Here is a 23665-nt window from a genome sequence, read left to right as displayed (position 1 = left end):
GCCGAATGAAAATGGCCTGTGGCCGCGAATTGAGAAAGAACTATGACCAAGGTTGAACTGGCAAAACTGCGTACCGTTATCCCCGAAATGCGCCGCGTGCGTCGCATCCACTTCATCGGCATCGGTGGCGCCGGTATGGGCGGTATTGCGGAAGTGCTTGCCAATGAAGGGTATCAGGTGACCGGCTCGGATCTGGCCCGCAACGGGGTGACCGAACGCCTGGCCTCTTTGGGCGCACACATCTTTGTCGGTCACAATGCCGAGCATGTGGACGGTGCCAGCGTGGTGGTGGTTTCCACCGCCATCAAGCAGGACAACCCCGAGCTGCTGGCTGCCCGCGAGCTGCGTATTCCCGTGGTGCGCCGCGCCGAAATGCTGGCTGAGCTGATGCGCTTCCGTCACGGCATCGCCATTGCCGGGACCCACGGCAAGACCACCACCACCAGTCTGGTGGCGAGCATCTATGCCGAGGCGGATCGCGACCCCACCTTCGTCATCGGCGGTCTGCTCAACAGCGCCGGCACCAATGCCCGCCTGGGCAGCAGCCGTTATCTGATTGCCGAGGCGGACGAGAGCGACGCCTCCTTCCTGCATCTGCAACCCATGGTCTCCATCGTGACCAATATCGAAGCGGATCACATGGACACCTATGGTGGCGATTTCTCCAGGTTGAAGGCCACCTTCATCGATTTCCTGCACAATCTGCCGTTCTACGGCCTGGCCGTGGTGTGCGTGGATGACCCCGTGATCCGCGGCATGCTGCCGGAGATCGCCCGTCCTACCCTCACCTACGGTCTGAGCGATGATGCCGATGTGCAGGTGCTGGACTTCGTGCAGACCAGCAATCGCAGCCGCTTCCGGGTGCGCCGTGCAGGGGCGGGTGAGCTGGAGGTGACCCTGAATCTGCCGGGCATCCACAACGCCCTCAACGCCGCCGCCGCCATCGCGGTGGCAACCGAAGACGGCATCGGCGACGAGGCGATCATCCAGGCACTTTCCAAGTTTGAAGGGGTGGGGCGCCGCTTCCAGCAATATGGCGAGTTTGAAACCGGCCGTGGCAAGGCCATGCTGGTGGATGATTACGGTCATCACCCGAGCGAAGTGAAGGTGACCATCAACGCCGCTCGCGCCGGCTGGCCCGAGAAGCGGCTGGTGATGGTGTTCCAGCCGCACCGCTACAGTCGGACCCGGGATCTCTACGAAGATTTCGCAGACGTGCTTTCCAAGGTGGACGTGCTGGTGATGCTGGAGGTCTATGCCGCCGGTGAGGAGCCCATTCCCGGTGCCGATGGCCGTGCCCTGTGCCGTTCCATCCGCTCCCGCGGCACCCTGGAGCCCATCTTTGTCGCAACGCCGGACGATGTGCCCGCGGTGCTGGCCGACCTGATTGGCGAGGGGGATCTGGTATTGACCCAGGGGGCGGGTAACGTCGGTGCGCTGGCCCGTCGTCTCGGCGAGATGAAATTGAGCGTGGATAGCATGAAATCCGGTGCCTGAGGGCCCAATGAGTATTTTGACCGCCAAGCCGAGGCCTATATAATGGCGAACCGGTCTGCAAGTGGCCGGCATGGCGCGTTTTACGGGGATCGATCGGGTGGAGGCAAGGGCACAAGGGCGCACCAAGGGGGGCTTCATCGCCGGGGTGGCATTTTTCATCCTGGTCATGTGGGGGCTCTACCAGACTGCGCTGGATGTTAAAGACTGGCTGACGGATGCCAGTCGGTTGCCCATGAGCGAGCTGTTGCTGCAGGGGCAACACGAATATTTGAAGGCCGATGAGTTGCGTGCTGCCGTGCTGGATGGTGCCGAACTTCGCAACTTCTTCGAGCTGGATGTGAACGAATTGCAGGCGCGTCTGAACGCTCTGCCCTGGGTGGCCCAGGTCTCGGTACGAAAGAAGTGGCCGAACAAGATCAAGGTCTATCTCACGGAACAGGATGTGGCGGCTCGCTGGAACGGTAACCGCTTCGTCAACACCAAGGGTGAGGTATTCAGTGCCCCGGACAGGGTGAAGAAGCCCCTGATGCAGTTGTCCGGGCCCGATGATCAGGCCGCCAAGGTGCTGGAAGCCAGCCATCAGTACGAAACGCTGCTGGCGGCCAAGGGATACAAGTTGCTGGGGGTGAATCTGACCCCCCGCCATGCCTGGGAACTGACCCTGGATGGCAACATTCAGCTGTTTGTGGGGCGCTCGGATATCGCGCTTCGTCTGCAGCGGTTTATCGATGCCTTTCCGGTCATCGAGCCCCGTGAGCGGGTTGCTTACGTGGATCTTCGATACGACACCGGGATGGCAGTTGGCTGGAAGAAAAGCGAAGAGAAAGTGAATGACCAACACCGCAGATAGAAATTTGATTGTCGGACTGGATATCGGCACGACCAAGGTGGCGGTACTGGTTGGCGAAGTATTGCCCGATGGCGAACTCAATGTCATCGGCATGGGCAGCCACGCTTCTCGCGGGATGGAGAAGGGCGGGGTCAATGACCTCGACTCCGTGGTCAAGTCCCTGCGCCGCGCGGTGGAAGAGGCCGAGATGATGGCAGACTGCCAGATCAGTTCCGTCTATCTGGGGCTGTCCGGCAAGCACATCGATTGCCGCAACGAGACCGGCATGGTGCCCATCTCCGACGAAGAGGTGACCCAGGAGGATGTGGACAACGTCATCCACACCGCCAAGTCGGTGCGGTTGTCTGACGAGCTCCGGGTGCTGCACGTGCTGCCCCAGGAGTTCGCCATCGACTATCAGGAAGGGATCAAGAACCCGGTCGGCCTCTCCGGCGTGCGGATGGCGGCCAAGGTGCACCTGATCACCTGCCACAACGACATGGCGCGCAACATCGAGAAGTGTGTAGAGAAGGTGGGTCTGCGGGTGGATCAGCTGATCTTCTCCGCCCTGGCCTCCAGCTACGCCGTGCTGACCGAAGACGAGAAGGAGCTGGGTGTCTGCGTGGTGGACATCGGTGGCGGCACCATGGACATGTCGCTCTTTACCGGCGGCGCCCTGCGTCACACCAAGGTGATTCCCTATGCCGGCAGTACGGTGACCAGCGACATCGCCTATGCCTTCGGCACGCCGCCGCTGGATGCGGAGGCGATCAAGGTGCGCTATGGCTGCGCCCTCGGCCGCCTGGTCAGCAAGGAAGACAATATCGAAGTGCCCAGTGTCGGCGGTCGCCCGGCGCGCAGCCTGCAACGGCAGACACTGGCGGAAGTGATTGAACCCCGTTACACCGAGTTGCTCTCCATGGTGAATGACGAGCTGGTGCGGGTGCAGAGCGAATTGAAGGCACAGGGGGTCAAGCATCAGCTGGCCGCCGGTGTGGTCTTGACCGGTGGCGCGGCCCAGATCGAAGGCATTGTGGAGTGCGCAGAGCAGATCTTCCAGAGCCAGGTCCGGGTAGGCGAGCCCATGAATATCCGGGGATTGAGTGACTACGTACAGGCACCGGTGTACTCGACTGCGGTCGGGTTGTTGCAGTACGGCCGCACCAACCAATCCACCGGCAGTAACAAGGAATATGCCGCCAAGGCAAGCGTAGGTGGGCTGGTCAAACGGGTCAGCAACTGGTTGCGTGGCGAGTTCTAAAGATTTTGCTGAGTCAGGCAAATAAAGCGGAGAGACAACATGTTTGAATTTATGGATAGCCACACTGACGAAGCCGTCATCAAGGTGATAGGTGTGGGTGGCGGCGGCGGCAACGCAGTCGAGCACATGGTTCGTCAAAACATCGAAGGTGTCGAGTTCATCACCGTGAACACCGACGCCCAGGCACTGCGCAACTCCAGTGCCAATACCACCTTGCAGATCGGCGGTGGCATCACCAAGGGGCTGGGTGCCGGGGCCAACCCGGAAGTGGGTCGTGACGCCGCCATGGAAGACAGGGAAGCGCTGCGCGAGCTGCTGACCGGTTCCGACATGGTGTTCATCGCTGCCGGCATGGGTGGTGGTACTGGTACAGGTGCTGCACCGATCGTGGCCGAAGTGGCCCGCGAGATGGGTATCCTGACCGTTGCCGTCGTGACCAAGCCGTTCTCCTTCGAAGGGAAGAAGCGGATGGGCTTCGCCGCTCACGGCATCGAAGAGCTCTCCAAGAACGTCGACTCCCTGATCACCATCCCCAACGACAAGTTGCTGAAGGTGCTGGGTCGCGGCATCTCCCTGCTGGACGCCTTCAAGGCGGCCAACGACGTGCTGCTGGGGGCAGTACAGGGAATCGCCGAGCTGATCACCCGCCCGGGCCTCATCAACGTCGACTTCGCGGACGTGCGTACCGTGATGCGCGAGATGGGTACCGCCATGATGGGTACCGGCTCCGCCTCCGGTGACGACCGTGCCGAAGAAGCGGCCGAGAAGGCCATCTCCAGCCCGCTGCTGGAAGACGTGGATCTGGCCGGTGCCCGTGGCATCCTGGTCAACATCACGGCCGGCATGGACATGACCATCGAAGAGTTCGAGACCGTGGGTAACGCGGTCAAGGCCTTCGCGTCCGAGAACGCCACCGTGGTGGTGGGTACCGTAATCGATCCGGAAATGCACGACGAACTGCGTGTTACCGTAGTAGCGACCGGTATCGGTGCCGAGCGCAAGCCCGACATCACCCTGGTCAAGAACAACATGGTTCAAGAGCGTCCGGCCCGTCAGCCCCTGATCAGCGAAGCCCTGCAGTCTCGCGTGATGGAAGAGGCCCCGGCCAAGGTGGTGAACGCCGAGCCGCAAGCTCGTCGCGAACCGGATTATCTCGATATTCCTGCGTTCCTGCGCAAGCAGGCAGACTAAGCCTCTGATGGCTCTGGTTTGTTTGTTGCTTAAGGATTGTGCTAAGATGGCCCGGCAACGACCATCTGGTCAGGAATTTGAGCTGTTAAAGCGGATACGCCCATGATTAGACAAAGAACCTTGAAAACGAGTGTCCAGGCCACCGGTGTGGGCCTGCATTCGGGCCGGAAAGTCACTATGACGTTCCGTCCGGCGCCTGTTAACACAGGGATCGTTTACTTGCGTACCGATCTGAATCCTGTGGTCGCGCTGCCAGCCAACGCCGATCAGGTGCGTGATACCGTGCTTTGTACCGCTCTGGTGAACGAAGCCGGTGTTCGCGTGTCGACCATCGAACACCTGTCTGCCGCTCTGGCCGGGATGGGCATCGACAACCTCTATGTCGAGGTTGATGCCCCCGAGATCCCGGTAATGGACGGCAGTGCGCATCCGTTCATCTATCTGCTGCAGGAAGTGGGTATTCGTGAACAGAACGCACCCAAGCAGTTCGTGCGGATCAAGCAGAGCATCCGGGTTGAAGACGGCGACAAGTGGGCGGAATTCCACCCCTACCGCAACGGCTTCAAGATGGATCTCGAGATCGATTTCCAGCATCCGGTGTTTGAAGGCCGCAACCAGCGTTGCGTGCTGGACTTCTCCGGCAGCTCCTTCGTGAAAGAGATCAGCCGTGCCCGTACCTTCGGCTTCATGCGTGACATCGAGTACCTGCGTTCCCAGAACCTGGCACTGGGCGGCAGCCTGGAAAACGCCGTGGTGCTGGATGACTACCGGGTGCTGAACGAAGATGGTCTGCGCTACGAAGACGAGTTCGTGAAGCACAAGATGCTGGATGCCATCGGCGATCTGTACATGTGCAATCGCAGTATCATCGGTGAATTCCGTGCCTACAAGACGGGCCATGCCCTGAACAACAAGCTGCTGCGTGCCCTGCTGGCCCAGCAGGAGGCCTGGGAACTGGTGACCTTCGAGGGTGAGGGCGACAAAGCGCCTATCGCTTACTACGACAACGGTCTGGTTCTGGCCTGATAGCTGTGCAACAGGACGTCGGTCATCTCTCCGCACCGACGTCCTGTCATTTGTTTATTCCATCCTTTAATACCGATTATCTCCCGGTTTTATTGCCCGTGAAGGCCCTTGGCCTCACCTGACCGAGAAGACAGATTTCTATGAGCATTACCCTGATCCTCCACGGTAAGCAGCGCCGCAGGTTGCACTTACCCAAACAACGTCTGGCCTGGGTCGGCGGTATTCTCTTCACTGTATTGGCCTTGGGGGGCGGCTGGCTCTGGCAGAGCTGGCAGCAGAAAATGGAGGCGCTGGAAGTGGCGCTGACCCTGGCGCAGCAGCAAAAATCCACGCAAGGGGCCGATGAAGCCCGCGAACAGCTTGCCATGCTGGCCGCCCAGGTGGGCACCATGCAGGGACAACTTGGTCGCCTCAACGCCCTCGGCGAGCGCCTGACCGAGAAGGCGGACCTCGATCCCGAGGAGTTCAACTTCAAGGAGCTGCCCCCGATGGGCGGCCCTTCCTACGATGCAGACCTGGAAGTCAGCCTGGGTGAACTGCAAGATTCCATGGAACACCTCAGCCGCCAGCTCAGCAGCCGCGAAGAACAGCTGTCGGTACTTGAATCCTTCATCATGAACCACCATATCACCGATGCGGGTTTCATCCCCGGCTCACCGGTCAAGCAGGAGCGTGTCTGGATCTCCTCCGGTTTCGGTGGGCGGGTCGATCCGTTCAACGGTCGCGCCAAGATGCACAAAGGGGTGGATTTCCGCGGCAGGCCCGGCACCCCCATCCTGGCGACAGGCAAGGGGATTGTCAGCTGGGCGGGGCGCCATCCGGAGTTTGGCAACATGGTGGAGATTGACCATGGCAATGGCCTGGTCACCCGCTATGCCCACAATTCCAAGTTACTGGTGGATGTGGGCACCCTGGTCGATGAGGGCCAGAAGATTGCCCTGATGGGGCGAACCGGTCGTGCAACCGGAGTTCATTTGCATTACGAAGTGTTGAAAGATGGTCGTCAGGTCAACCCCGCGCGCTTTCTGAATGCCAGACGGGGTTAGGTTTTTTCTTCAGGTTCCAGTGACGGAACGCTTATATAACCAAAACAGTTGGTACCCATGATTAGCACACTGCTCACCAAGATTATCGGCAGCCGGAACGACAGAACGCTCAAGGCTTTGCGCAAAATTGTAAAACAAATCAATGCGATGGAACCTCAGTTCGAGGCACTGTCCGATCAGGAACTGCAGGCGAAGACCGCCGAGTACCGTCAGCGTCTGGAGCAGGGCGAAACACTGGAGCAGTTGCTGCCGGAAGCGTTCGCCACCGTCCGTGAAGCCTCCCGCCGTGTGTTCGGCATGCGTCACTTCGACGTCCAGCTGATCGGCGGCATGGTGCTGAACTCCAACCGCATCGCCGAAATGAAGACTGGTGAAGGTAAAACCCTGACGGCCACGCTGCCAGCTTACCTGAACGCTCTGACCGGCCGCGGTGTGCACGTCGTGACGGTGAACGACTATCTGGCCAAGCGTGATGCGGAAGCCAATCGCCCGCTGTTCGCCTTCCTTGGCATGACGGTGGACTGCAACGTGCCCGGCATGGATGCGTCCCAGAAGCGCGATGCCTACGCTGCCGACATTACCTACGGTACCAACAACGAATTCGGTTTCGACTACCTGCGCGACAACATGGCATTCTCGCCGGAGCAGCGCGTACAGCGTCCGCTCAACTACGCGCTGGTGGATGAGGTGGACTCGGTGCTCATCGATGAAGCCCGCACTCCGCTCATCATCTCCGGTCCGGCGGAAGACAGTTCAGCCATGTACACCCAGATCAACAAGTTGATCCCCCTGCTGGTCAAGCAGGACAAGGAAGACTCCGAGGAGTACACCGGCGACGGCCACTACACGGTGGACGAGAAGAACCGCCAGGCGCTGCTGACCGAAAACGGCCAGATCTTCGTGGAAGAGCTGCTCAAGAAAGAGGGACTGCTGGCCGAGGATGACTCCCTGTTCTCCGCCACCAATATCAGCCTGCTGCATCACGTCAATGCCGGCCTGCGCGCGCATACCCTGTTCGAGCGCAACGTCGACTACATCGTCCAGAAGGACGAGATCGTCATCGTCGACGAGCACACCGGCCGCACCATGCCGGGTCGTCGCTGGTCAGACGGTCTGCACCAGGCGGTCGAGGCGAAGGAAGGGGTCAAGATCCAGAACGAGAACCAGACCCTGGCCTCCATCACCTTCCAGAACTACTTCCGTCTGTACGACAAGCTGGCGGGCATGACCGGTACTGCGGATACCGAAGCCTTTGAATTCCAGCAGATCTATGGCCTGGATACCGTGGTCATCCCGACCAACAAGCCGATGGTGCGCAAGGATATGGGCGATCTCGTCTACCTGACCGCCCAGGAGAAATACGCGGCCATCGTGCAGGACATCCGCGAGTGCGTGAAACGCGGCCAGCCCGTGCTGGTCGGTACCGTCTCCATCGAGAACTCCGAGCTGCTCTCCGGCATCCTGACCAAGGAAAATATCCCGCACAAGGTACTGAACGCCAAGTTCCATGCCATGGAAGCTGAGATCGTCGCCCAGGCCGGCCAGACCGGCGCCGTCACCATCGCCACCAACATGGCCGGTCGTGGTACCGACATCGTGCTGGGCGGCAACTGGCAGGCGGAGATCGCCCAGCTGGAAAACCCGTCAAGCGAGCAGATTGCCGAGCTGAAAGCGGCCTGGCAGGTGCGTCATGACGAAGTACTGGCGGCCGGTGGCCTGCACATCATTGGTACCGAGCGTCACGAATCCCGCCGTATCGACAACCAGCTGCGCGGCCGTTCCGGTCGTCAGGGTGATCCGGGTTCCTCCCGCTTCTACCTTTCCATGGAAGATACCCTGATGCGGATCTTCGCCTCCGACCGCGTGACCGGCATGATGAAGAAGCTGGGCATGGAAGAGGGCGAGGCCATCGAGCATCCCTGGGTGACCAAGGCCATCGAGAATGCCCAGCGCAAGGTGGAAGGTCGCAACTTCGACATCCGTAAAAACCTGCTCGAGTTCGACGACGTGGCCAACGATCAGCGCAAGGTGGTCTACGAGCAGCGCAACGAACTGCTGGACACCAACGACATCTCCGAGACTATTCACGTCATCCGTGACGACGTCTACGGCGCCATCATCGACGAGTACATCCCGCCCCAGTCCCTGGAAGAGATGTGGGACGTGCCGGGTCTGGAAGCGCGTCTGAAGTCCGATTTCGCTCTGGATCTGCCGCTGCAGCAGTGGCTGGCGGAAGACGACAAGCTGTATGAAGAGAAGCTGCGCGAACGTATCCTGGATGAAGCCACCAAGCTCTATGCCCACAAGGAAGAGCTGGTCGGCAAGGAGGTGCTGCGCAACTTCGAGAAGGCGGTGATGCTGCAAACGCTGGATGGTCTGTGGAAGGAGCACCTGGCGGCCATGGATCACCTGCGCCAGGGCATCCATCTGCGCGGCTACGCCCAGAAGAACCCCAAGCAGGAGTACAAGCGCGAATCCTTCGATCTGTTCACCCAGATGCTGGAGACCCTCAAGCGCGACGTGGTCAGCATCCTGAGCCGGGTACAGGTGCAGGAGCGGGATGTGGAGGCGATGGAAGAGCAGCAGCGCCAGCAGGCCGAAGCAGCTCCCCGTACCTACACCCATGCCACGGCCGAAAACCAGCTGGCTGACGAGGAAACAGGTGGGGCCGAGGGCCATACCACCTTCGTGCGCGACGAGCAGAAGATCGGGCGCAATGATCCCTGCCCCTGTGGTTCGGGTAAAAAATACAAGCACTGTCACGGTCAGCTGACCTGACACCCTGCCATGATGAATACACCGCCTCCGGGCGGTGTATTCATTTTCGGACCAAGGAGGGGACGATGAGCAGATTGCCGGCGGGATGGGATGGGGAGGCACATGGGCACTGGCTGCAGGAGAGACGCCAGGAGGCGATCCGTTGTGTGCTGAGCAGGCTGAACGCAGAGACGAACAAATCTGTTCCCCTGCAACTGCAGTTTGCCTATTACCTCTTTTTGTCCGGCGATCCCGCCTCGGCGGCCCAGGTGCTGACGCTGGCGTACCGGTCCGCACCCGATAACACTGAGGTGCTGCGCAATCTCTGTGTCTGCCTCTCGCGCTCCGATCAGCATGAGCGGGCCGTGACGCACCTGGTCGAACTGGTGCGGCGCGAGCCGGGTGATTATCTGGTCCATGACGGGCTTTGCACTTCCCTTGCCAAGCTAGGACGCCATGAAGAAGCGGCGAAAGCGGGAACCCGTGCCCTGACTCTCAAGGATGAGGCCGTCTCGCAGCCTGTCGCGGGGTGGGTACTGCCGGCAGAGGGGCCGGATGACTGGCTCGCGGAGCAGGGGGAGAAGCAGGCAGTCATCGCCTTCTCCTTGTGGGGAGCACAGCCCCGCTATTTACGGGGAGCGCTCGACAATGTGCTGGCCGCAGCCTACCTCTATCCGGGCTGGCGGGTGCGCTTCTATGTGGATGGCAGTGTCCCCCAGGGGCTTCTGGCCTGCCTGCAGGAACATGGCGCCGAGATAAAGGTGCAGCCCGATAGTCAATCCCAGCGTCAGCGCCTCTGCTGGCGCTTCCAGGTCGCCAATGATCCCGGAGTGGGGCGCTTTCTTGTGCGCGATGCGGACTCCGTGCTGAATCTGCGGGAGCGGCTGGCGGTCGATGACTGGCTTGCATCGGGGCGCTGGTTCCATATCATGCGTGACTGGTGGAGCCACACCGATCTGGTGCTGGCCGGCATGTGGGGCGGTGTGGCCGGTGTGCTGCCTCCCCTTGCGCCGCTGATGGCGAGCTATCAGCCCAGTACCATGGAAACACCGAACATCGACCAGTGGTTCTTGCGAGACTGTTTATGGCGCTATCTGCGCCAGAGCGCGCGGGTACACGATCGTTGTTTCACTCCGCCCGGTGCTGTGCCCTGGCCGCAGGTTGCGCCGCCGGGCAATGAGCATGTCGGGCAGGATCTCTTCAGGGCCCGGGGGGATCAGCAGGCCATTCGGCTTGCCCCCTGGATCGCCCGTTTGCCGTGTTTATGCTGAGGACAATGATGGAACAGAAGAAACGGATCTGGGTGGCGGTGGGCGTCATCGAGAACGAACGGGGCGATATCTTCATCGCCAAACGCTCAGCCGATCGCCATCAGGGGGATCGCTGGGAGTTTCCCGGTGGCAAGGTGGAGTCGGGGGAGGATCTGCTCACCGCGCTGGACAGGGAATTGTGGGAAGAGATCGGGATCCGGGTGCAGGATTGTGCCCCCTTCATGGAGCTGCACCACGACTACCCCGACAAGCAGGTCTTGCTGGATATCTGGAAGGTGACCCGCTTCCACGGCGAGCCCTTTGGCAAGGAGGGGCAGGAGTGCCGCTGGGTGCCACTGGCCTCGCTGCACGAATACCGCTTCCCGGATGCCAACGGCCCCATCGTCGCGCGGTTGCAGGCCTCGCTTGCCTGAAAGGATCGATACCAACGAAAAAGGGCCTGAGGGCCCTTTTGTGATCGTGAAGTGTTCATTGCCAGGGATCGCCCTGTTCCGGGTCGGGCAGCAGATCCGGGTTGATCTCGCCCGGGATGCGCTTCTGTTCATCCGCCCACTCGCCGAGGTCGATCAGCTGGCAGCGCTTGCTGCAGAAGGGGCGAAACGGGCTCTGCGGACCCCATTCGATCTCGCTCTGACAGGTCGGACACTTTACCTTGGTCACCATGGGGCGCTCCTCAACAACAGGCGAGCTGGAAGGAGACGTCGCCTATCTGCTGCTCCGTCGTCGGCAGGAAGCGCAGGGCGAAGCGGTTCTTGTGGCCGCTCAGGGTCGGATAGCAGGGCTGGGTGCCCGCCAGACGGATGCGGATCAGTTCAGCCCCTTCGGCAGTATCCTGGAAGAAGCCGTTGGTGGCCACCTGGTCGCTGAAGTTGCCCGACTCGCGCCACAGGCGCAGCAACAGGGAGATGGCGTTCATCAGCAGGGTGATGTCACTCAGCCATTGCTGCATCTGCTGGTGGCGGGTGACGGCCGGGGTCGCCAGCCAGTGGTGCAGTTGCGGCACATCGAAGGCGCACAGACCACCCGGAATGGAGAAGCGCTGACGAATGGAGCCGAGCAGGCGATCCTCTTTCAGACGGGCGCCGGGGCGCGGGGAGTTCAGCAGGTTGCGGGAGAGCTGGGTACTCTCCTGCTGCATCCGCTGGATCTGCTCGAGATCGACGTCAGGCAGACTGGCCCAGTGGCTCAGGCGTTGGCCGAGGCGCTCCAGATCCTTGATGAGATCGGCACGCAGGTCACCACGCTCCAGCAACTCCTGCAAATCGAACAACCCCTTGAAGAAGGCGATATGTGCCCAGGACTGGTCACTCTCCAGATTGTCGCGGATCTGGGAAAACAGGGACTCCAGACGAAGATAGGTCCGGCTTTTTTCATTGAGGGGAAAATCGTAAATCATGCCTAATCCTGGCCAGCCATAAACCGGCCTAGTGTACTCACAGTTGGTGGGCTTGTTGAGAGGCAAATGCCAGATATGTCTGGTGCAGGGCGAAAATTCGCTGTCCGATGGTCTCACTCGTACCACTCTGGTTGTCCAGGACGTCGTCGGCCATCGCCAGGCGCTCGCTGCGGCTCGCCTGGGACGCCAGTATCGCCTGGGCCTGTTCCCGACTGACGCCATCGCGGTGGCAGGTACGCTCGATTTGCGTCGCTTCGTCCACATCGATCACCAGTACCCTATCGGCGAGGGAAGTGAGCCTGTTTTCCACCAGCAAGGGGACGACCAGCAGGCAGTAGGGGGAGCGGGTTGCCGCACACTGGCGCAGCATCTCGCTGCGGATGAGGGGATGGAGCAGGGCATTGAGCCACTCCTTGGCCTGCGAGTCGGTGAAGATCCGCTCTCGCAGCCGGCGGCGATCGAGCTGGCCATCGGGGGCAACGACATCCGGGCCAAAATGGGCGGAGATGGCAGCCAGAGCAGGGGTGCCGGGCTCCACCACCTCACGGGCGATGATGTCCGCATCCACCACCTCGATACCCAGCTCGGCAAAGCGGTTGGCAACCGTGGTCTTGCCGCTGCCGATTCCCCCAGTGATTGCGACTACATACATGGGTCAGAGATCCTTTTGCTAGAGCACGACATCAAGATACCAGCGGGTGATGCTATCGCCCCACAGCAGCGTTATCCAGCCCGCGATGGCGAGATAAGGGCCAAAGGGAATGGGTTTGCCCTGGTGGTGGTTGCGCAGCAGGATGAGACCGATGCCGATGATGGCGCCCGCCAGCGAGGAGAGCAGCAGCACGATGGGCAAGGCTTGCCAGCCGAGCCAGGCGCCCAGTGCCGCCAGCAGTTTGAAGTCGCCATAGCCCATCCCTTCCTTGCCGGTCAGCAGCTTGAAGGCCCAGTAGAGGCTCCAGAGCACCAGATAGCCCGCCATGGCGCCGACCACCCCATCGGCCAGGGGCACGAAACCGCCCGCCAGATTGAACAGCAGGCCACCCCAGAGCAGGGGCAGGGTGAGCTGATCCGGCAAGAGCATCTTGTCCAGGTCGATGAAGGTCAGTGCGACCAATGTCCAGGTGAGCAACAAAGCGGCAAGGGTGCCCCAGCCGGGGGCAAGCGCGGCTGCTACCGAGACCGACAGCAGGGCGGTGAGCAGCTCGACCAGGGGATAGCGAGCCGAAATGGGGGCGTGGCAGTTGCGGCAGCGCCCCCTGAGCCATAGCCAGCTCAGCAGGGGAATGTTCTCCAGCGCCCCTATGGGGTGGTCGCAGTGGGGGCAGCGGGAGCGAGGTACCATGAGGTTGTATCGTCCGGTTGCAGGAGGAGTCTCTTCACCGTCACCGAAATAGTCGCTGTATTCGGCATGCCAGGCCCGCTCCATCATGATGGGCAGGCGATGGATCACCACGTTCAGGAAGCTGCCCACTATCAGGGAGAAAAGGAAAATCAAGGAGAGATAGAGCCAGGGCAAGCCCTGGGCCAGTTCGATCAAAGGCACCATAGATCAATCGCTTGTGTCGGGAACGGGGATGACAGATGGCCGGGGGAAATGCACCGCCCGGCCCTCTGTCGAGGGGGTCAGTGTATCACAGAGCCCAGCTTGAAAATGGGGAGGTACATGGCTACTACCATGCCGCCGACCAGCACCCCGAGCACCACCATGATGATGGGTTCGAGCAGGCTGGTGAGGCCGTCGACCATGTCGTCCACCTCCTGTTCGAAAATGGCGGCGACCTTGGAGAGCATGTCGTCGATGGCGCCGGATTCCTCACCGATCATCACCATCTGGGTCACCATGTCGGGGAAAAGATCCACGGTGCGCATGGCGACGTTGATCTGCATGCCGGCCACCACCTCGTTGCGAATGGCCATGGTCGCAGTGCGATAGACATAGTTGCCCGATGCTCCGGCCGCCGAGACCAGGGCATCCACCAGTGGGATACCGGCGGAGAAGGTGGTGGAGAGGGTGCGTGCAAAACGGGCCATGGCCGCCTTGTGCAGTATGTTGCCCACCACGGGAATGGTGAGGATGAACTTGTCCGTGTTGTCCCTGACCTTCTGGGATTTTCGCCAGGCCCGCAAATAGAGGAAGACGGCGAGAGCAGCGCCGCCAAAGATGGCGTACCACCACTCCTGCATAAAGCGGGAGATGGTGATGACGAACCGGGTGAAGGCGGGCAGCTCGGCACCGAAGCTCTTGAAGATATCCTCGAACTGGGGAATGACGAAGAGCAGCAGGATGGAGGTGACGACGATGGCTACCAGAATGACCATGGACGGATAGAACATGGCCTTCTTGATCTTGGATTTGAGGGCTTCGTTCTTCTCGCGGTAGATGGCGATACGGTCGTAGATGGTCTCCAGTGCACCGGATTGCTCCCCGGCCTCGACCAGGTCGCAATAGAGGTCGTCGAAGTGGCGGGGATGGCGGCGCAACGCCTCCGAGAGCGGGGTGCCTGTTTCCACATCGGCGGCGATCTGGCCGATGAGCTCGCGCACAGCCGCTTTCTCGTGGCCACGAGCGATGATCTGAAGACTCTGCACCAGAGGCACGCCGGCGGAGAGCATGGTAGTGATCTGGCGGGAGATGACGGCGATGTCCATCGGCTTGATCTTGGCGCCGCCCTTGGAGAAGAGCCCCTGGCTCTGCTTGCTGACCCTGGTGACGTTGACGCCCTGCTTGCGCAGCTCGGCCTTGACGGTGGTGATGCTGTCGGCTTGCAGCTCGCCGGAGACCTTCTGTCCCTTGCGGTTGACGCCGTGCCAGCGGTAGGAGAAGACTTTTTTCGGTGCGTTGCGTTTTTGAGCTAATGTGGCCATCACTGCATCCTGCAATTGGGCGACGGTGGCCGGATGCTGCTGCCTGTCCGGCTCATCTTGGCTTGAAGAAGGTCATCGGGGTGATTACAGCGGCTTCACCCGGCGAGATGACTCGGGCACTGTGAACTCAGTTGGTGGTGATCCTGTTGATTTCGGCCAGGCTGGTGACGCCAAGACGCGCTTTCTCGAGGCCGGATGTACGCAGGGTGCGCATCCCTTCTTTTTGGGCTATCGCGGCAATCTGCAGCGAGTTGGCTCCCTGCATGATGAGTTTGGCGATGTTGTCGGACATCAGCATGATCTCATAGATGCCGACCCGGCCTCTGTAGCCTCCCGAGCACTCCTTGCATCCCACGGGCTTGAACAGCCGCAACCCGGCGGCCAGTTGCTGCTGGGTGAAGCCCAGCTCCAGCAACTCGGCTTCCGGCACCACTTCCGGCGCCTTGCAGTGATCGCAGAGTTTGCGGGCAAGGCGCTGGGCCATGATGAGGGTGACCGAAGAGGCGATGTTGAAGGCTGGCACCCCCATGTTCATCATCCGGGTGAGCGTTTCTGCCGCCGAGTTGGTGTGCAGGGTGGAGAGCACCAGGTGACCGGTCTGGGCGGCCTTGATAGCAATCTCGGCGGTTTCCAAATCCCGTATCTCCCCCACCATGACGATGTCGGGATCCTGGCGCAGGAAGGAGCGCAGGGCGCTGGCGAAGGTGAGCCCCGCCTTGGGATTGATCTGCACCTGGTTGACGCCGGGCAGGTTTATCTCGACCGGATCTTCGGCGGTGGAGATATTGACCTCGCTGGTGTTGAGGATGTTGAGGCCGGTATAGAGTGAGACCGTCTTGCCTGACCCCGTCGGGCCGGTCACCAGGATCATGCCCTGAGGTTTGGAGAGGGCGTGCAGGTATTGCGTCTTCTGCCGGTCGTCAAAGCCGAGTTGATCGATATTGAGCCGGGCGGCCGAGGAGTCCAGCAACCGGATCACGATCTTTTCGCCCCACATGGTGGGCAGGGTGTTGACCCGCATGTCCATGGATCTGTTGCGTGAGATCTTGAGCTTGATCCGGCCATCCTGGGGCAGGCGCCGTTCGGCAATGTCGAGCCGCGCCATCACCTTGAGGCGAGCCGCGAAGCGGTTGGCCAGGTTGACCGGCGGCGTGGCGACTTCGTGCAGTATGCCGTCTACCCGAAAGCGGATTCGGTACTTGGTCTCGTAGGGTTCGAAATGCAGGTCGGAGGCCCCGCGCTTGATGGCATCCATCATGATCTTGTGGATGTATTTGACGATGGGGGCGTCATCGTCCGCGGTGTTGACGCTCTCGTCGAGGCGGGAACTCTCGTCGGAGACCTCGAGTTCGGAGATCTCGGCCTCGTCGATATGATCCATGCCCAGGGTATCCTGCTCGCTCTCCATCAGCTTGCCGATGGCGGCGGTCAGCTTGCTCTCTTCGACCAGCAGGGCTTCCGTGTGCAGGCCGAAGCTGAAGCCAAAATCCTCCAGAGCCGACACATTGGTCGGATCGGACATGGCGATATAGAGAGTATGCCCCTGGGTGTAGATGGGCAGGACATGGTGCTTTTCAATCAGCTTTTGATTGAGGTATTTCTGCGGGATCTCGGCGAGATCAAAGGCCGCCAGATCCAGCAGAGGTACCCCATATTCCAGCTCGCAGAAATCGGCGAGGGCTTTGCTGTCGAGGATGTCGTTTTCAATCAGGAAGGTGACAAAGGGCTTGCGCTGCGCCTTGGCCTGGCTCAGATAGCGCTGTGAGTCCGGCTCACTGAGGAGGGAAGAAGCGGCCAGGCTGGTGGCCAGGCCGCTATTGAGGCTAGAGGTCATGCGTTAGCATTTGCCGTCGGTGACGCAAGAGCCAGAAATGGTCCACAAAACTTGCCGTCCGGCTTGGACTGCTCCAGAAGTGACAAGTTCATAAGTGGAGCCATCCAAGGCTGCGGCGGCAGTACCTGTAACAGTGATAACTCCGGCATCATTAGTCACTGCAGCGCTGGCAAAATTCTGTGTGACAGCACTAGCGCCCGAGAGGGCATTCTGACCTGCAGTTGCACAACTGTTACCGAGGGCAGCAGATGTGCCAGCCCACCCTTGAACGCAGACTTCTACGGCGGTTTTGGCCGGACCTACAGCGGCAATCACCTCAGAGAATTTGGCGCGTTTGGTATAACTCTGATACGCCGGCAAGGCGATGGCGGCGAGGATGGCGACGATCGCAACGACGATCATCAATTCGATTAGCGTAAACCCTGACTGTCTTTTCATGTGAAATATCCTTTTTTCCATGTTTCCTGATAAGCACCGGTGGAATGCTATCCACGCTGGTATCTTATCCGAGCGCTTCGGGTTGGCAACAGAGGCGGAGACCTTGTTAGCCACTTTTATGTCATTTAGTGAAATGTTTAGAAAAATCAATGATTAAATGGCTTCCATTGGCACTTATCATGAGGCGGGAGGGCCCATCTTCACACTCCTTATGTCGTGGGATCCTGCATAAAGAAAAGGCGCCGATGGCGCCTTTTGCAAGTTTCGAGCCCTGTAATATTTTTGGGCACGAGCAACGGATGGGGCTTGCTCAAGCCTCGACAAAGCGCATGGAGAGATCCAGTGCCCGCACATGCTTGGTCAGCGCTCCCACCGAGATGAAGTCGATCCCGGTCGCGGCGTATCCGGCAAGGGTATCGAGGGTGACGTTGCCGGAGACTTCCAGCTTGGCTCTGCCCTGATTGAGGCGAACAGCGTCCTGCATCATGGGGATGTCGAAGTTGTCCAGCATCACGATGTCGGCCCGTGCGGCCAGGGCCTGCTCCAGCTCGGCCAGGGATTCGACCTCGACTTCCACCGGTTTGTCCGGATTGAGACGGCGCGCTTCGCTGATTGCTTCCGCGATGCCACCGCAGGCGAGAATGTGGTTCTCCTTGATGAGGTAGGCATCAAACAGACCGATGCGGTGGTTTTTGCCGCCGCCGCAGGTGACCGCATACTTCTGGGCGCTGCGCAGGCCGGGCAGGGTCTTGCGGGTATCGAGCAGGCGGCAGTCAGTGCCTTCCAGCTCGGCCACATAACGGGCGGTCAGGGTGGCGACCCCGGAAAGGGTCTGCACGAAGTTCAGCGCATTGCGCTCGCCGGTCAGCAGCACGCGGGCGGGGCCATGGAGGCGGAACAGCTCCTGATTGGGGGCAAGGCGTTCACCATCTTGCACTTTCCACTCGACCTTCACTTCGCCACCGAGCTGGGCAAACACCTCGTCGACCCAGGGCTGGCCGCAGAAGACGCCCGCCTCGCGGGTGATGACTCGCGCGGTCGAGATGCGATCGGCCGGGATCAGCTGGGCCGTGATGTCGGCGCTGGCATCCGGTTGATCCAGCGCGGTGAGGGCATCGCCCAAGTCTTCGAGAAGTGCGGCGCGCACGGCGCGGCGGATGTCCTGTTGTAACATGCCTTATTCCTGCAAGGGTCTGAGAAGCAATTGCCTGTCTTTCTGGCGCAATTCCAGCCTGCCCAGGGCATTCATGCCCACCAGGATCTCCTCCCCGTCGGCAGCCGGATTGATAAAGACGGACAAATCGTACAGGGTCAGCGGACCCATCGCCAGACTTTCGATCCGGCCGGTTTCGACCTGGATCTCTCCGGCTGCCGTGTTGACACGGCTGCGGCCCGTGGCGACGAGGCCGAGCCGGGCGGCCACCTGGCTCGGTATGGTCACCCGGGTTGCTCCTGTGTCCAGCAGCAGTTGCACCGGCTGGTCGTTGATGGCACCCTCCAGACGATAATGGCCGCTGGCATCGGCCCTGAGCAGCAGATCGCCGCTGGTGGTCACCGACGGTTGTTCACGACCATGAAAGTAGAGGGTCAGCAGACCCAGCAGCGAGAGCCAGGCGAGCAGCCAGAGACGGCGTGCCATCGGGTGCATAGTGTGTCCCATATCGCGCGAGTGAATGGCTCAGCCTAACATAGCGTTATCCATGAATTCAGAGACTTGTTCCCAGTTTTCCCATCCCGCCAGAGGCACATCGCTTCCATTTTGTGAGTCGAGCAGACGATGACACAACCCACAACCCTGTTTTCCATCGATCGTGAAGGATGGTGCGATCAGGCCCGCAAGGTGCTTTCCCCCCATCACAATGAGAGGCTCAGCCCGGAGGATGTCTCCTTGCTGGTGATACACGGCATCAGCCTGCCCCCCGGGCAGTTTGGTGGCCCCTTTATCGACGATCTGTTTCTGGGGCGGCTCGATCCCGGTGCTCACCCCTATTTCGCCGGTATTCATCAACTGAGGGTCTCGGCCCACTGCCTGATCCGCCGCAATGGGGAACTGGTACAGTACGTGCCTTTTGGCGCCAGGGCATGGCATGCGGGAGTCTCGAGCTGGGAGGGGAGGGAGGCGTGCAACGATTTTTCCATCGGGATCGAACTGGAAGGGACCGACGAGCTTCCCTACAGCGACAAGCAATACGAGGTGCTGTCGGACCTCAGCCGGGCGATTGTTCACCGTTATCCCGCCATCACGGCGGACCGTATTGTCGGCCACTGCGACATCGCGCCGGGCCGCAAGACGGATCCGGGTGACAGTTTCGAATGGCCTCGCTATCGGGAAAAGCTTCACTTTGAGTGAAAAATCTAAAATTTATTTTGTGTTTTTAGAATCAATGGCTTGCCTTGTCTGGCAAGCCATTTTTCATGCTGTTGAATAAATGTTATCGGTGAGCAAGCTCACAAATATTGGTCAGACCATTTTCTATGAGCTATATCATGATTCCGCGTTTTTACCCCCAAAGTGGCAACAGAGCTTCTTGATTCAGATCATCTTTTGGGTGGACTTTTTTCAAGCCCTCTGCTAATTTTCGCCCCAACCATAAAATTGGTAATACCAATTTAACAAAGTAGCCTCATGCCCTATATCAAGATAACTCAGCCCAAGCTGGCCGACGCCATTGTCGCCGAGCTGGAAAGCATGATTCTGGAAGGCAGCCTGCAGCCGGGCCAGAAGTTGCCGCCCGAGCGGGAACTCGCCATCCAGTTTCAGGTGTCGCGCCCTTCCTTGCGCGAAGCCATCCAGCGCCTGGAAGCGAGAGGACTCTTGTATCGTCGTCAGGGCGGTGGCACTTACGTACAAAATGCCCTGAGCAAGGGGATCGCCGACCCCCTGTTCGAACTGCTCAGCACTCACCCGGAAGCCCAGTACGACCTGCTGGAGTTTCGTCACGCGCTGGAAGGCATCTGTGCCTACTATGCTGCGCTGCGGGGCACCGAGGCTGATTTCGAACGGATTCGCCTGGCGCAAGCCGCCATCGAAGAAGCCGGTCAGCAAGGCTCGCTGGTGGTCGAATCGGCCGCCGTGACCCAGTTCTATCTGGCCGTGGCCGAGGCCTCCCACAACGTGGTGCTGCTGCACCTGTTGCGGGCCATGGGCCCCATGCTCGAGCAGAACATTTTACGCAATAACGAAATTTTGAATCGCCGTCCGGGAGTGGTCGCCAAGATCCGTCGCCATCGTGCGAGCCTGATCGAGGCTATCCTGTCGGGGGCTCCGGAGCGGGCCAGGGCTGCTTGTCATGAGCACCTGGCCTTTATCGAGGACACCTTGTTGGATATGCAGAGGGAAGACAGCCGGATCCAGCGATCCATGCGTCGGATCCGTCAGCAGGAAAACTAATCCCACAAGGCTTTCTTAATTGTCGAATGCTTGCGCCCTTCGCCGTGCAATGCCGTGCAATCACAACAACATAGGAACCAGCCATGTCTGATATCCTGAAGAACGATGTGGACCCGATAGAAACGCTGGAGTGGCTTGCCTCTCTGGAATCCCTGCTGCGTGAAGAGGGTCCGCAACGCGCTCAGTTCATCCTTGAACAGTTGGCCGAGAAAGCCCGCGCAAGCGGTGTGGACGTGGCTGCCAAGGCAAACCGCGACTACATCAACACCATCCCGTCCAGCGACGAGCCGGCTTACCCGGGCGACCTGGAAATGGAACGCCGCATTCGCGCCATCATCCGCTGGAACGCCATGATGATCGTGCTGCGCGCCTCCAAGAAAGACCTGGACCTGGGTGGTCACATGTCTTCCTTCGCTTCTTCCGCGACCATCTACGAAGTCTGCTACAACCACTTCTTCCGTGCCCGCAACGAGAAGGACGGTGGCGATCTGGTCTACTTCCAGGGTCACATCTCCCCGGGCATCTACGCCCGTGCATTCGCCGAAGGTCGCCTGACCGAAGAGCAGCTGGACAACTTCCGTCAGGAAGTGGATGGCAAGGGTATCCCTTCCTACCCGCACCCGAAACTGATGCCGGAATTCTGGCAGTTCCCGACCGTTTCCATGGGTCTGGGCCCCATCGCCGCCATCTATCAGGCGCGTTTCCTGAAGTACCTGACCGACCGTGGCATCAAGGATTGCTCCGAGCAGACCGTTTACGCCTTCCTGGGTGACGGCGAGATGGACGAGCCGGAAGCCAAGGGTGCCCTGACTGTTGCCGTGCGTGAAAAGCTCGACAACCTGGTGTTCGTGGTCAACTGCAACCTGCAGCGTCTGGATGGTCCGGTTGTCGGCAACGGCAAGGTCATCAACGAGCTGGAAGGTCTGTTCGCCGGCGCTGGCTGGGACGTGACCAAGGTCATCTGGGGTCGCAAGTGGGATGAGCTGCTGAAGAAAGACACTTCCGGCAAGCTGATCCAGCTGATGAACGAGACCGTGGACGGTGACTACCAGACCATGAAGTCCCGTGACGGTGCCTACGTGCGCGAGCACTTCTTCAACCGTTACCCGGAAACCGCCGCGCTGGTCAAAGACATGACCGACGAGGAGATCTTCGCCCTGAACCGCGGTGGTCACGACCCCCGCAAACTGTTCGCCGCCTTCTCCAAAGCAGCACAGACCAAGGGCAAGCCGACCGTGATCCTGGCCAAGACCATCAAGGGCTATGGCATGGGCGAAGCGGCCGAAGGCAAGAACATCGCTCACCAGGTCAAGAAGATGGATCTGGGCTCCGTGCGTCACCTGCGCGATCGTTTCAACCTGCCGGTCACCGACGAGCAGCTGGAAAACCTGCCGTACCTGAAGATCGAAGAGGGTACCGAAGAGCACAAGTACCTGCACGCCCGCCGTGCCGCACTGAAGGGCTATGTACCGACCCGTCTGCGCGAGAGCACCACCAAGCTGGAAATCCCGGCGCTGGATGCCTTCGGTCCGCTGCTGGGTGAACAGGCGCGCGAAATCTCCACCACCATGGCGTTCGTGCGTTCCCTGAACGTGATGCTGAAAGACAAGTCCATCGGCAAGCGCATCGTCCCGATCCTGGCTGACGAAGCCCGTACCTTCGGTATGGAAGGCCTGTTCCGCCAGATCGGTATCTACAGCCCGCACGGTCAGCAGTACACCCCGCAAGACCGCGACATCGTCTCCTACTACAAGGAAGACAAGCAGGGTCAGGTTCTGCAAGACGGTATCAACGAGCTGGGCGCCATGTCCTCCTGGCTGGCTGCTGCCACCTCTTACAGCACCAACGACTGCCCGATGATCCCGTTCTACATCTACTACTCCATGTTCGGCTTCCAGCGGATCGGCGACATGGCGTGGGCAGCCGGTGACCAGCAAGCCCGTGGCTTCCTGCTGGGCGCGACCTCCGGTCGTACCACTCTTAACGGAGAGGGCTTGCAGCACGAAGATGGTCACAGCCACATCCTGGCCAACACCATCCCGAACTGCATCTCCTACGACCCGTCCTACGCCTATGAAGTGGCGGTGATCGTACAGGACGGCCTGCGCCGCATGTACGGTGAGAACCCGGAAAACGTGTTCTACTACATCACTACCCTGAACGAGAACTATGCCATGCCGGCCATGCCGGAAGGCGCCGAGGAAGGCATCCGCAAGGGTATCTACAAGCTGGAAACCGTGGCCGGCACCAAGGCCAAGGTACAGCTGCTGGGTTGTGGTTCCATCCTGGGTCACGTGCGCACTGCCGCCCAGATCCTGGCCAGCGAGTACGGCGTGGGTTCCGACGTGTTCAGCGTCACCTCCTTCAACGAACTGGCTCGTGACGGTCAGGACGCGGATCGCTGGAACATGCTGCACCCGACCGCCGAAGCGCGTGTGCCCTACATCGCTCAGGTACTGGGTTCCGAAGCCACCATCGCTGCGACCGACTACATGAAGTCCTTCGCCGATCAGGTGCGTGCCTTCGTTCCGACCGAGAACTACCGTGTACTGGGTACCGACGGTTACGGCCGCTCCGACAGCCGTGCCAACCTGCGTCGTCACTTCGAAGTGAACGAGTTCTACGTAGTGGTTGCTGCCCTGACCGAACTGGCCAAGCGCGGCGAGGTAGACAAGCAGGTTGTGGCCGAAGCCATCGCCAAGTACGGCATCGATGCCGACAAGGTCAACCCGCTGTACGCGTAAGAGGATTGAGTGTCGCGCCGGGTATCCGGTGCGACCTTGCCTGGGTTTAAACGGATAACGCGGGATGCGCGTGGTGATGCTCAGGCTGCCACGCGGATGCACGCAAGAGGATAAAGCGC

General features: G+C 60.3%; 21 protein-coding genes. 12 read left to right on the top strand and 9 right to left on the bottom strand.

Annotated elements, in window-relative coordinates:
- Positions 1-42 precede the first annotated feature (42 nt).
- The 9 genes from murC (at position 43) to mutT (ending at position 11291) form a co-directional block, all read left to right on the top strand.
- Entirely contained in the window at positions 43-1497 is a 1455-nt protein-coding gene (gene murC, locus AB7E19_RS09580; protein ID WP_161646694.1) for a UDP-N-acetylmuramate--L-alanine ligase, read from the top strand.
- 97 nt (positions 1498-1594) lie between these two features.
- The gene (locus AB7E19_RS09575; protein WP_029314839.1) at positions 1595-2347 is read left to right on the top strand and encodes a cell division protein FtsQ/DivIB; all 753 of its coding nucleotides are present in this window, start codon (positions 1595-1597) and stop codon (positions 2345-2347) included.
- A complete protein-coding gene (gene ftsA / locus AB7E19_RS09570) occupies positions 2328-3587 on the top strand; it encodes a cell division protein FtsA (RefSeq protein ID WP_010675832.1) in 1260 nt (419 codons plus the stop codon). The genes AB7E19_RS09575 and ftsA overlap by 20 nt, the downstream gene beginning before the upstream one ends.
- A 39-nt stretch (positions 3588-3626) precedes the next feature.
- Positions 3627-4778 carry a cell division protein FtsZ gene (gene ftsZ / locus AB7E19_RS09565; protein ID WP_005305686.1) on the top strand — a complete coding sequence of 384 codons (1152 nt, stop codon included), beginning with the start codon at positions 3627-3629 and terminating at the stop codon, positions 4776-4778.
- Between the two features lie 102 nt (positions 4779-4880).
- Complete coding sequence (lpxC, locus tag AB7E19_RS09560; RefSeq protein ID WP_010675831.1) at positions 4881-5804, top strand: UDP-3-O-acyl-N-acetylglucosamine deacetylase; 924 nt, start codon at positions 4881-4883, stop codon at positions 5802-5804.
- Between the two features lie 140 nt (positions 5805-5944).
- Positions 5945-6850, top strand: a complete 906-nt coding sequence (locus tag AB7E19_RS09555; protein WP_039040495.1) for a M23 family metallopeptidase — start codon at positions 5945-5947, stop codon at positions 6848-6850.
- A 57-nt stretch (positions 6851-6907) separates the two neighbouring features.
- Positions 6908-9628: a preprotein translocase subunit SecA gene (secA, locus tag AB7E19_RS09550; protein WP_039040496.1), complete on the top strand. Its 2721-nt coding sequence runs from the start codon at positions 6908-6910 to the stop codon at positions 9626-9628.
- Between the two features lie 65 nt (positions 9629-9693).
- Positions 9694-10878, top strand: coding sequence for a tetratricopeptide repeat protein (locus tag AB7E19_RS09545; RefSeq protein ID WP_427935078.1), 1185 nt, complete (start codon positions 9694-9696; stop codon positions 10876-10878).
- An 8-nt stretch (positions 10879-10886) separates the two neighbouring features.
- Positions 10887-11291, top strand: a complete 405-nt coding sequence (mutT, locus tag AB7E19_RS09540; RefSeq protein WP_171864957.1) for an 8-oxo-dGTP diphosphatase MutT — start codon at positions 10887-10889, stop codon at positions 11289-11291.
- Between the two features lie 55 nt (positions 11292-11346).
- Here the strand turns inward: mutT and yacG are convergent, their stop codons facing one another.
- The 9 genes from yacG to AB7E19_RS09495 all read right to left on the bottom strand — a co-directional run bounded on the left by yacG (position 11347) and on the right by AB7E19_RS09495 (position 19059).
- Positions 11347-11541: a DNA gyrase inhibitor YacG gene (gene yacG, locus AB7E19_RS09535; RefSeq protein ID WP_039040499.1), complete on the bottom strand. Its 195-nt coding sequence runs from the start codon at positions 11539-11541 to the stop codon at positions 11347-11349.
- Positions 11542-11551: 10 nt separating this feature from the next.
- Complete coding sequence (gene zapD, locus AB7E19_RS09530) at positions 11552-12274, bottom strand: cell division protein ZapD (protein WP_010675825.1); 723 nt, start codon at positions 12272-12274, stop codon at positions 11552-11554.
- Between the two features lie 37 nt (positions 12275-12311).
- Positions 12312-12926 carry a dephospho-CoA kinase gene (coaE, locus tag AB7E19_RS09525; protein ID WP_322131589.1) on the bottom strand — a complete coding sequence of 205 codons (615 nt, stop codon included), beginning with the start codon at positions 12924-12926 and terminating at the stop codon, positions 12312-12314.
- Positions 12927-12944: 18 nt separating this feature from the next.
- Entirely contained in the window at positions 12945-13820 is an 876-nt protein-coding gene (locus AB7E19_RS09520) for a prepilin peptidase (protein WP_427935074.1), read from the bottom strand.
- 77 nt (positions 13821-13897) lie between these two features.
- Positions 13898-15139 carry a type II secretion system F family protein gene (locus tag AB7E19_RS09515; protein ID WP_139737861.1) on the bottom strand — a complete coding sequence of 414 codons (1242 nt, stop codon included), beginning with the start codon at positions 15137-15139 and terminating at the stop codon, positions 13898-13900.
- A gap of 127 nt (positions 15140-15266) precedes the next feature.
- Positions 15267-16973 carry a PilB family type IVa pilus assembly ATPase TapB gene (tapB, locus tag AB7E19_RS09510; protein WP_041213997.1) on the bottom strand — a complete coding sequence of 569 codons (1707 nt, stop codon included), beginning with the start codon at positions 16971-16973 and terminating at the stop codon, positions 15267-15269.
- Positions 16974-16976: 3 nt separating this feature from the next.
- Positions 16977-17411 (bottom strand): pilin, encoded by a 435-nt coding sequence (locus AB7E19_RS09505; RefSeq protein ID WP_427935071.1) that lies wholly within the window; start codon positions 17409-17411, stop codon positions 16977-16979.
- Between the two features lie 310 nt (positions 17412-17721).
- Positions 17722-18585, bottom strand: a complete 864-nt coding sequence (nadC, locus tag AB7E19_RS09500) for a carboxylating nicotinate-nucleotide diphosphorylase (protein ID WP_041211785.1) — start codon at positions 18583-18585, stop codon at positions 17722-17724.
- Between the two features lie 3 nt (positions 18586-18588).
- Positions 18589-19059 carry a retropepsin-like aspartic protease family protein gene (locus AB7E19_RS09495; protein ID WP_279987289.1) on the bottom strand — a complete coding sequence of 157 codons (471 nt, stop codon included), beginning with the start codon at positions 19057-19059 and terminating at the stop codon, positions 18589-18591.
- 129 nt (positions 19060-19188) lie between these two features.
- Between AB7E19_RS09495 and ampD the strand changes: the two genes are divergently transcribed.
- The 3 genes from ampD to aceE all read left to right on the top strand — a co-directional run bounded on the left by ampD (position 19189) and on the right by aceE (position 23546).
- Positions 19189-19761, top strand: coding sequence for a 1,6-anhydro-N-acetylmuramyl-L-alanine amidase AmpD (ampD, locus tag AB7E19_RS09490; protein ID WP_427935069.1), 573 nt, complete (start codon positions 19189-19191; stop codon positions 19759-19761).
- Between the two features lie 276 nt (positions 19762-20037).
- Complete coding sequence (pdhR, locus tag AB7E19_RS09485; RefSeq protein WP_010675815.1) at positions 20038-20802, top strand: pyruvate dehydrogenase complex transcriptional repressor PdhR; 765 nt, start codon at positions 20038-20040, stop codon at positions 20800-20802.
- A gap of 83 nt (positions 20803-20885) precedes the next feature.
- Positions 20886-23546 (top strand): pyruvate dehydrogenase (acetyl-transferring), homodimeric type, encoded by a 2661-nt coding sequence (gene aceE / locus AB7E19_RS09480; RefSeq protein ID WP_039040509.1) that lies wholly within the window; start codon positions 20886-20888, stop codon positions 23544-23546.
- The last annotated feature ends 119 nt before the right edge of the window (positions 23547-23665 follow it).

It is taken from the genome of Aeromonas sp., from assembly GCF_050252055.1.
Classification (GTDB): Bacteria; Pseudomonadota; Gammaproteobacteria; order Enterobacterales; family Aeromonadaceae; genus Aeromonas; species Aeromonas caviae.
The sequence above is the reverse complement of the archived record's forward strand: the minus strand, read 5'-3'. Positions and strand labels throughout refer to the sequence as shown.

What these genes read in the sequence shown, in the direction of transcription:
- murC (WP_161646694.1), top strand. Translation starts at nt 43, where the DNA reads ATGACCAAGGTTGAACTGGCAAAACTGCGTACCGTTATCCCCGAAATG.
- ftsA (WP_010675832.1), top strand. Translation starts at nt 2,328, where the DNA reads ATGACCAACACCGCAGATAGAAATTTGATTGTCGGACTGGATATCGGC.
- ftsZ (WP_005305686.1), top strand. Translation starts at nt 3,627, where the DNA reads ATGTTTGAATTTATGGATAGCCACACTGACGAAGCCGTCATCAAGGTG.
- lpxC (WP_010675831.1), top strand. Translation starts at nt 4,881, where the DNA reads ATGATTAGACAAAGAACCTTGAAAACGAGTGTCCAGGCCACCGGTGTG.
- AB7E19_RS09555 (WP_039040495.1), top strand. Translation starts at nt 5,945, where the DNA reads ATGAGCATTACCCTGATCCTCCACGGTAAGCAGCGCCGCAGGTTGCAC.
- secA (WP_039040496.1), top strand. Translation starts at nt 6,908, where the DNA reads ATGATTAGCACACTGCTCACCAAGATTATCGGCAGCCGGAACGACAGA.
- AB7E19_RS09545 (WP_427935078.1), top strand. Translation starts at nt 9,694, where the DNA reads ATGAGCAGATTGCCGGCGGGATGGGATGGGGAGGCACATGGGCACTGG.
- mutT (WP_171864957.1), top strand. Translation starts at nt 10,887, where the DNA reads ATGGAACAGAAGAAACGGATCTGGGTGGCGGTGGGCGTCATCGAGAAC.
- yacG (WP_039040499.1), bottom strand. Translation starts at nt 11,541, where the DNA reads ATGGTGACCAAGGTAAAGTGTCCGACCTGTCAGAGCGAGATCGAATGG.
- zapD (WP_010675825.1), bottom strand. Translation starts at nt 12,274, where the DNA reads ATGATTTACGATTTTCCCCTCAATGAAAAAAGCCGGACCTATCTTCGT.
- coaE (WP_322131589.1), bottom strand. Translation starts at nt 12,926, where the DNA reads ATGTATGTAGTCGCAATCACTGGGGGAATCGGCAGCGGCAAGACCACG.
- AB7E19_RS09520 (WP_427935074.1), bottom strand. Translation starts at nt 13,820, where the DNA reads ATGGTGCCTTTGATCGAACTGGCCCAGGGCTTGCCCTGGCTCTATCTC.
- AB7E19_RS09515 (WP_139737861.1), bottom strand. Translation starts at nt 15,139, where the DNA reads ATGGCCACATTAGCTCAAAAACGCAACGCACCGAAAAAAGTCTTCTCC.
- tapB (WP_041213997.1), bottom strand. Translation starts at nt 16,973, where the DNA reads ATGACCTCTAGCCTCAATAGCGGCCTGGCCACCAGCCTGGCCGCTTCT.
- AB7E19_RS09505 (WP_427935071.1), bottom strand. Translation starts at nt 17,411, where the DNA reads ATGAAAAGACAGTCAGGGTTTACGCTAATCGAATTGATGATCGTCGTT.
- nadC (WP_041211785.1), bottom strand. Translation starts at nt 18,585, where the DNA reads ATGTTACAACAGGACATCCGCCGCGCCGTGCGCGCCGCACTTCTCGAA.
- AB7E19_RS09495 (WP_279987289.1), bottom strand. Translation starts at nt 19,059, where the DNA reads ATGCACCCGATGGCACGCCGTCTCTGGCTGCTCGCCTGGCTCTCGCTG.
- ampD (WP_427935069.1), top strand. Translation starts at nt 19,189, where the DNA reads ATGACACAACCCACAACCCTGTTTTCCATCGATCGTGAAGGATGGTGC.
- pdhR (WP_010675815.1), top strand. Translation starts at nt 20,038, where the DNA reads ATGCCCTATATCAAGATAACTCAGCCCAAGCTGGCCGACGCCATTGTC.
- aceE (WP_039040509.1), top strand. Translation starts at nt 20,886, where the DNA reads ATGTCTGATATCCTGAAGAACGATGTGGACCCGATAGAAACGCTGGAG.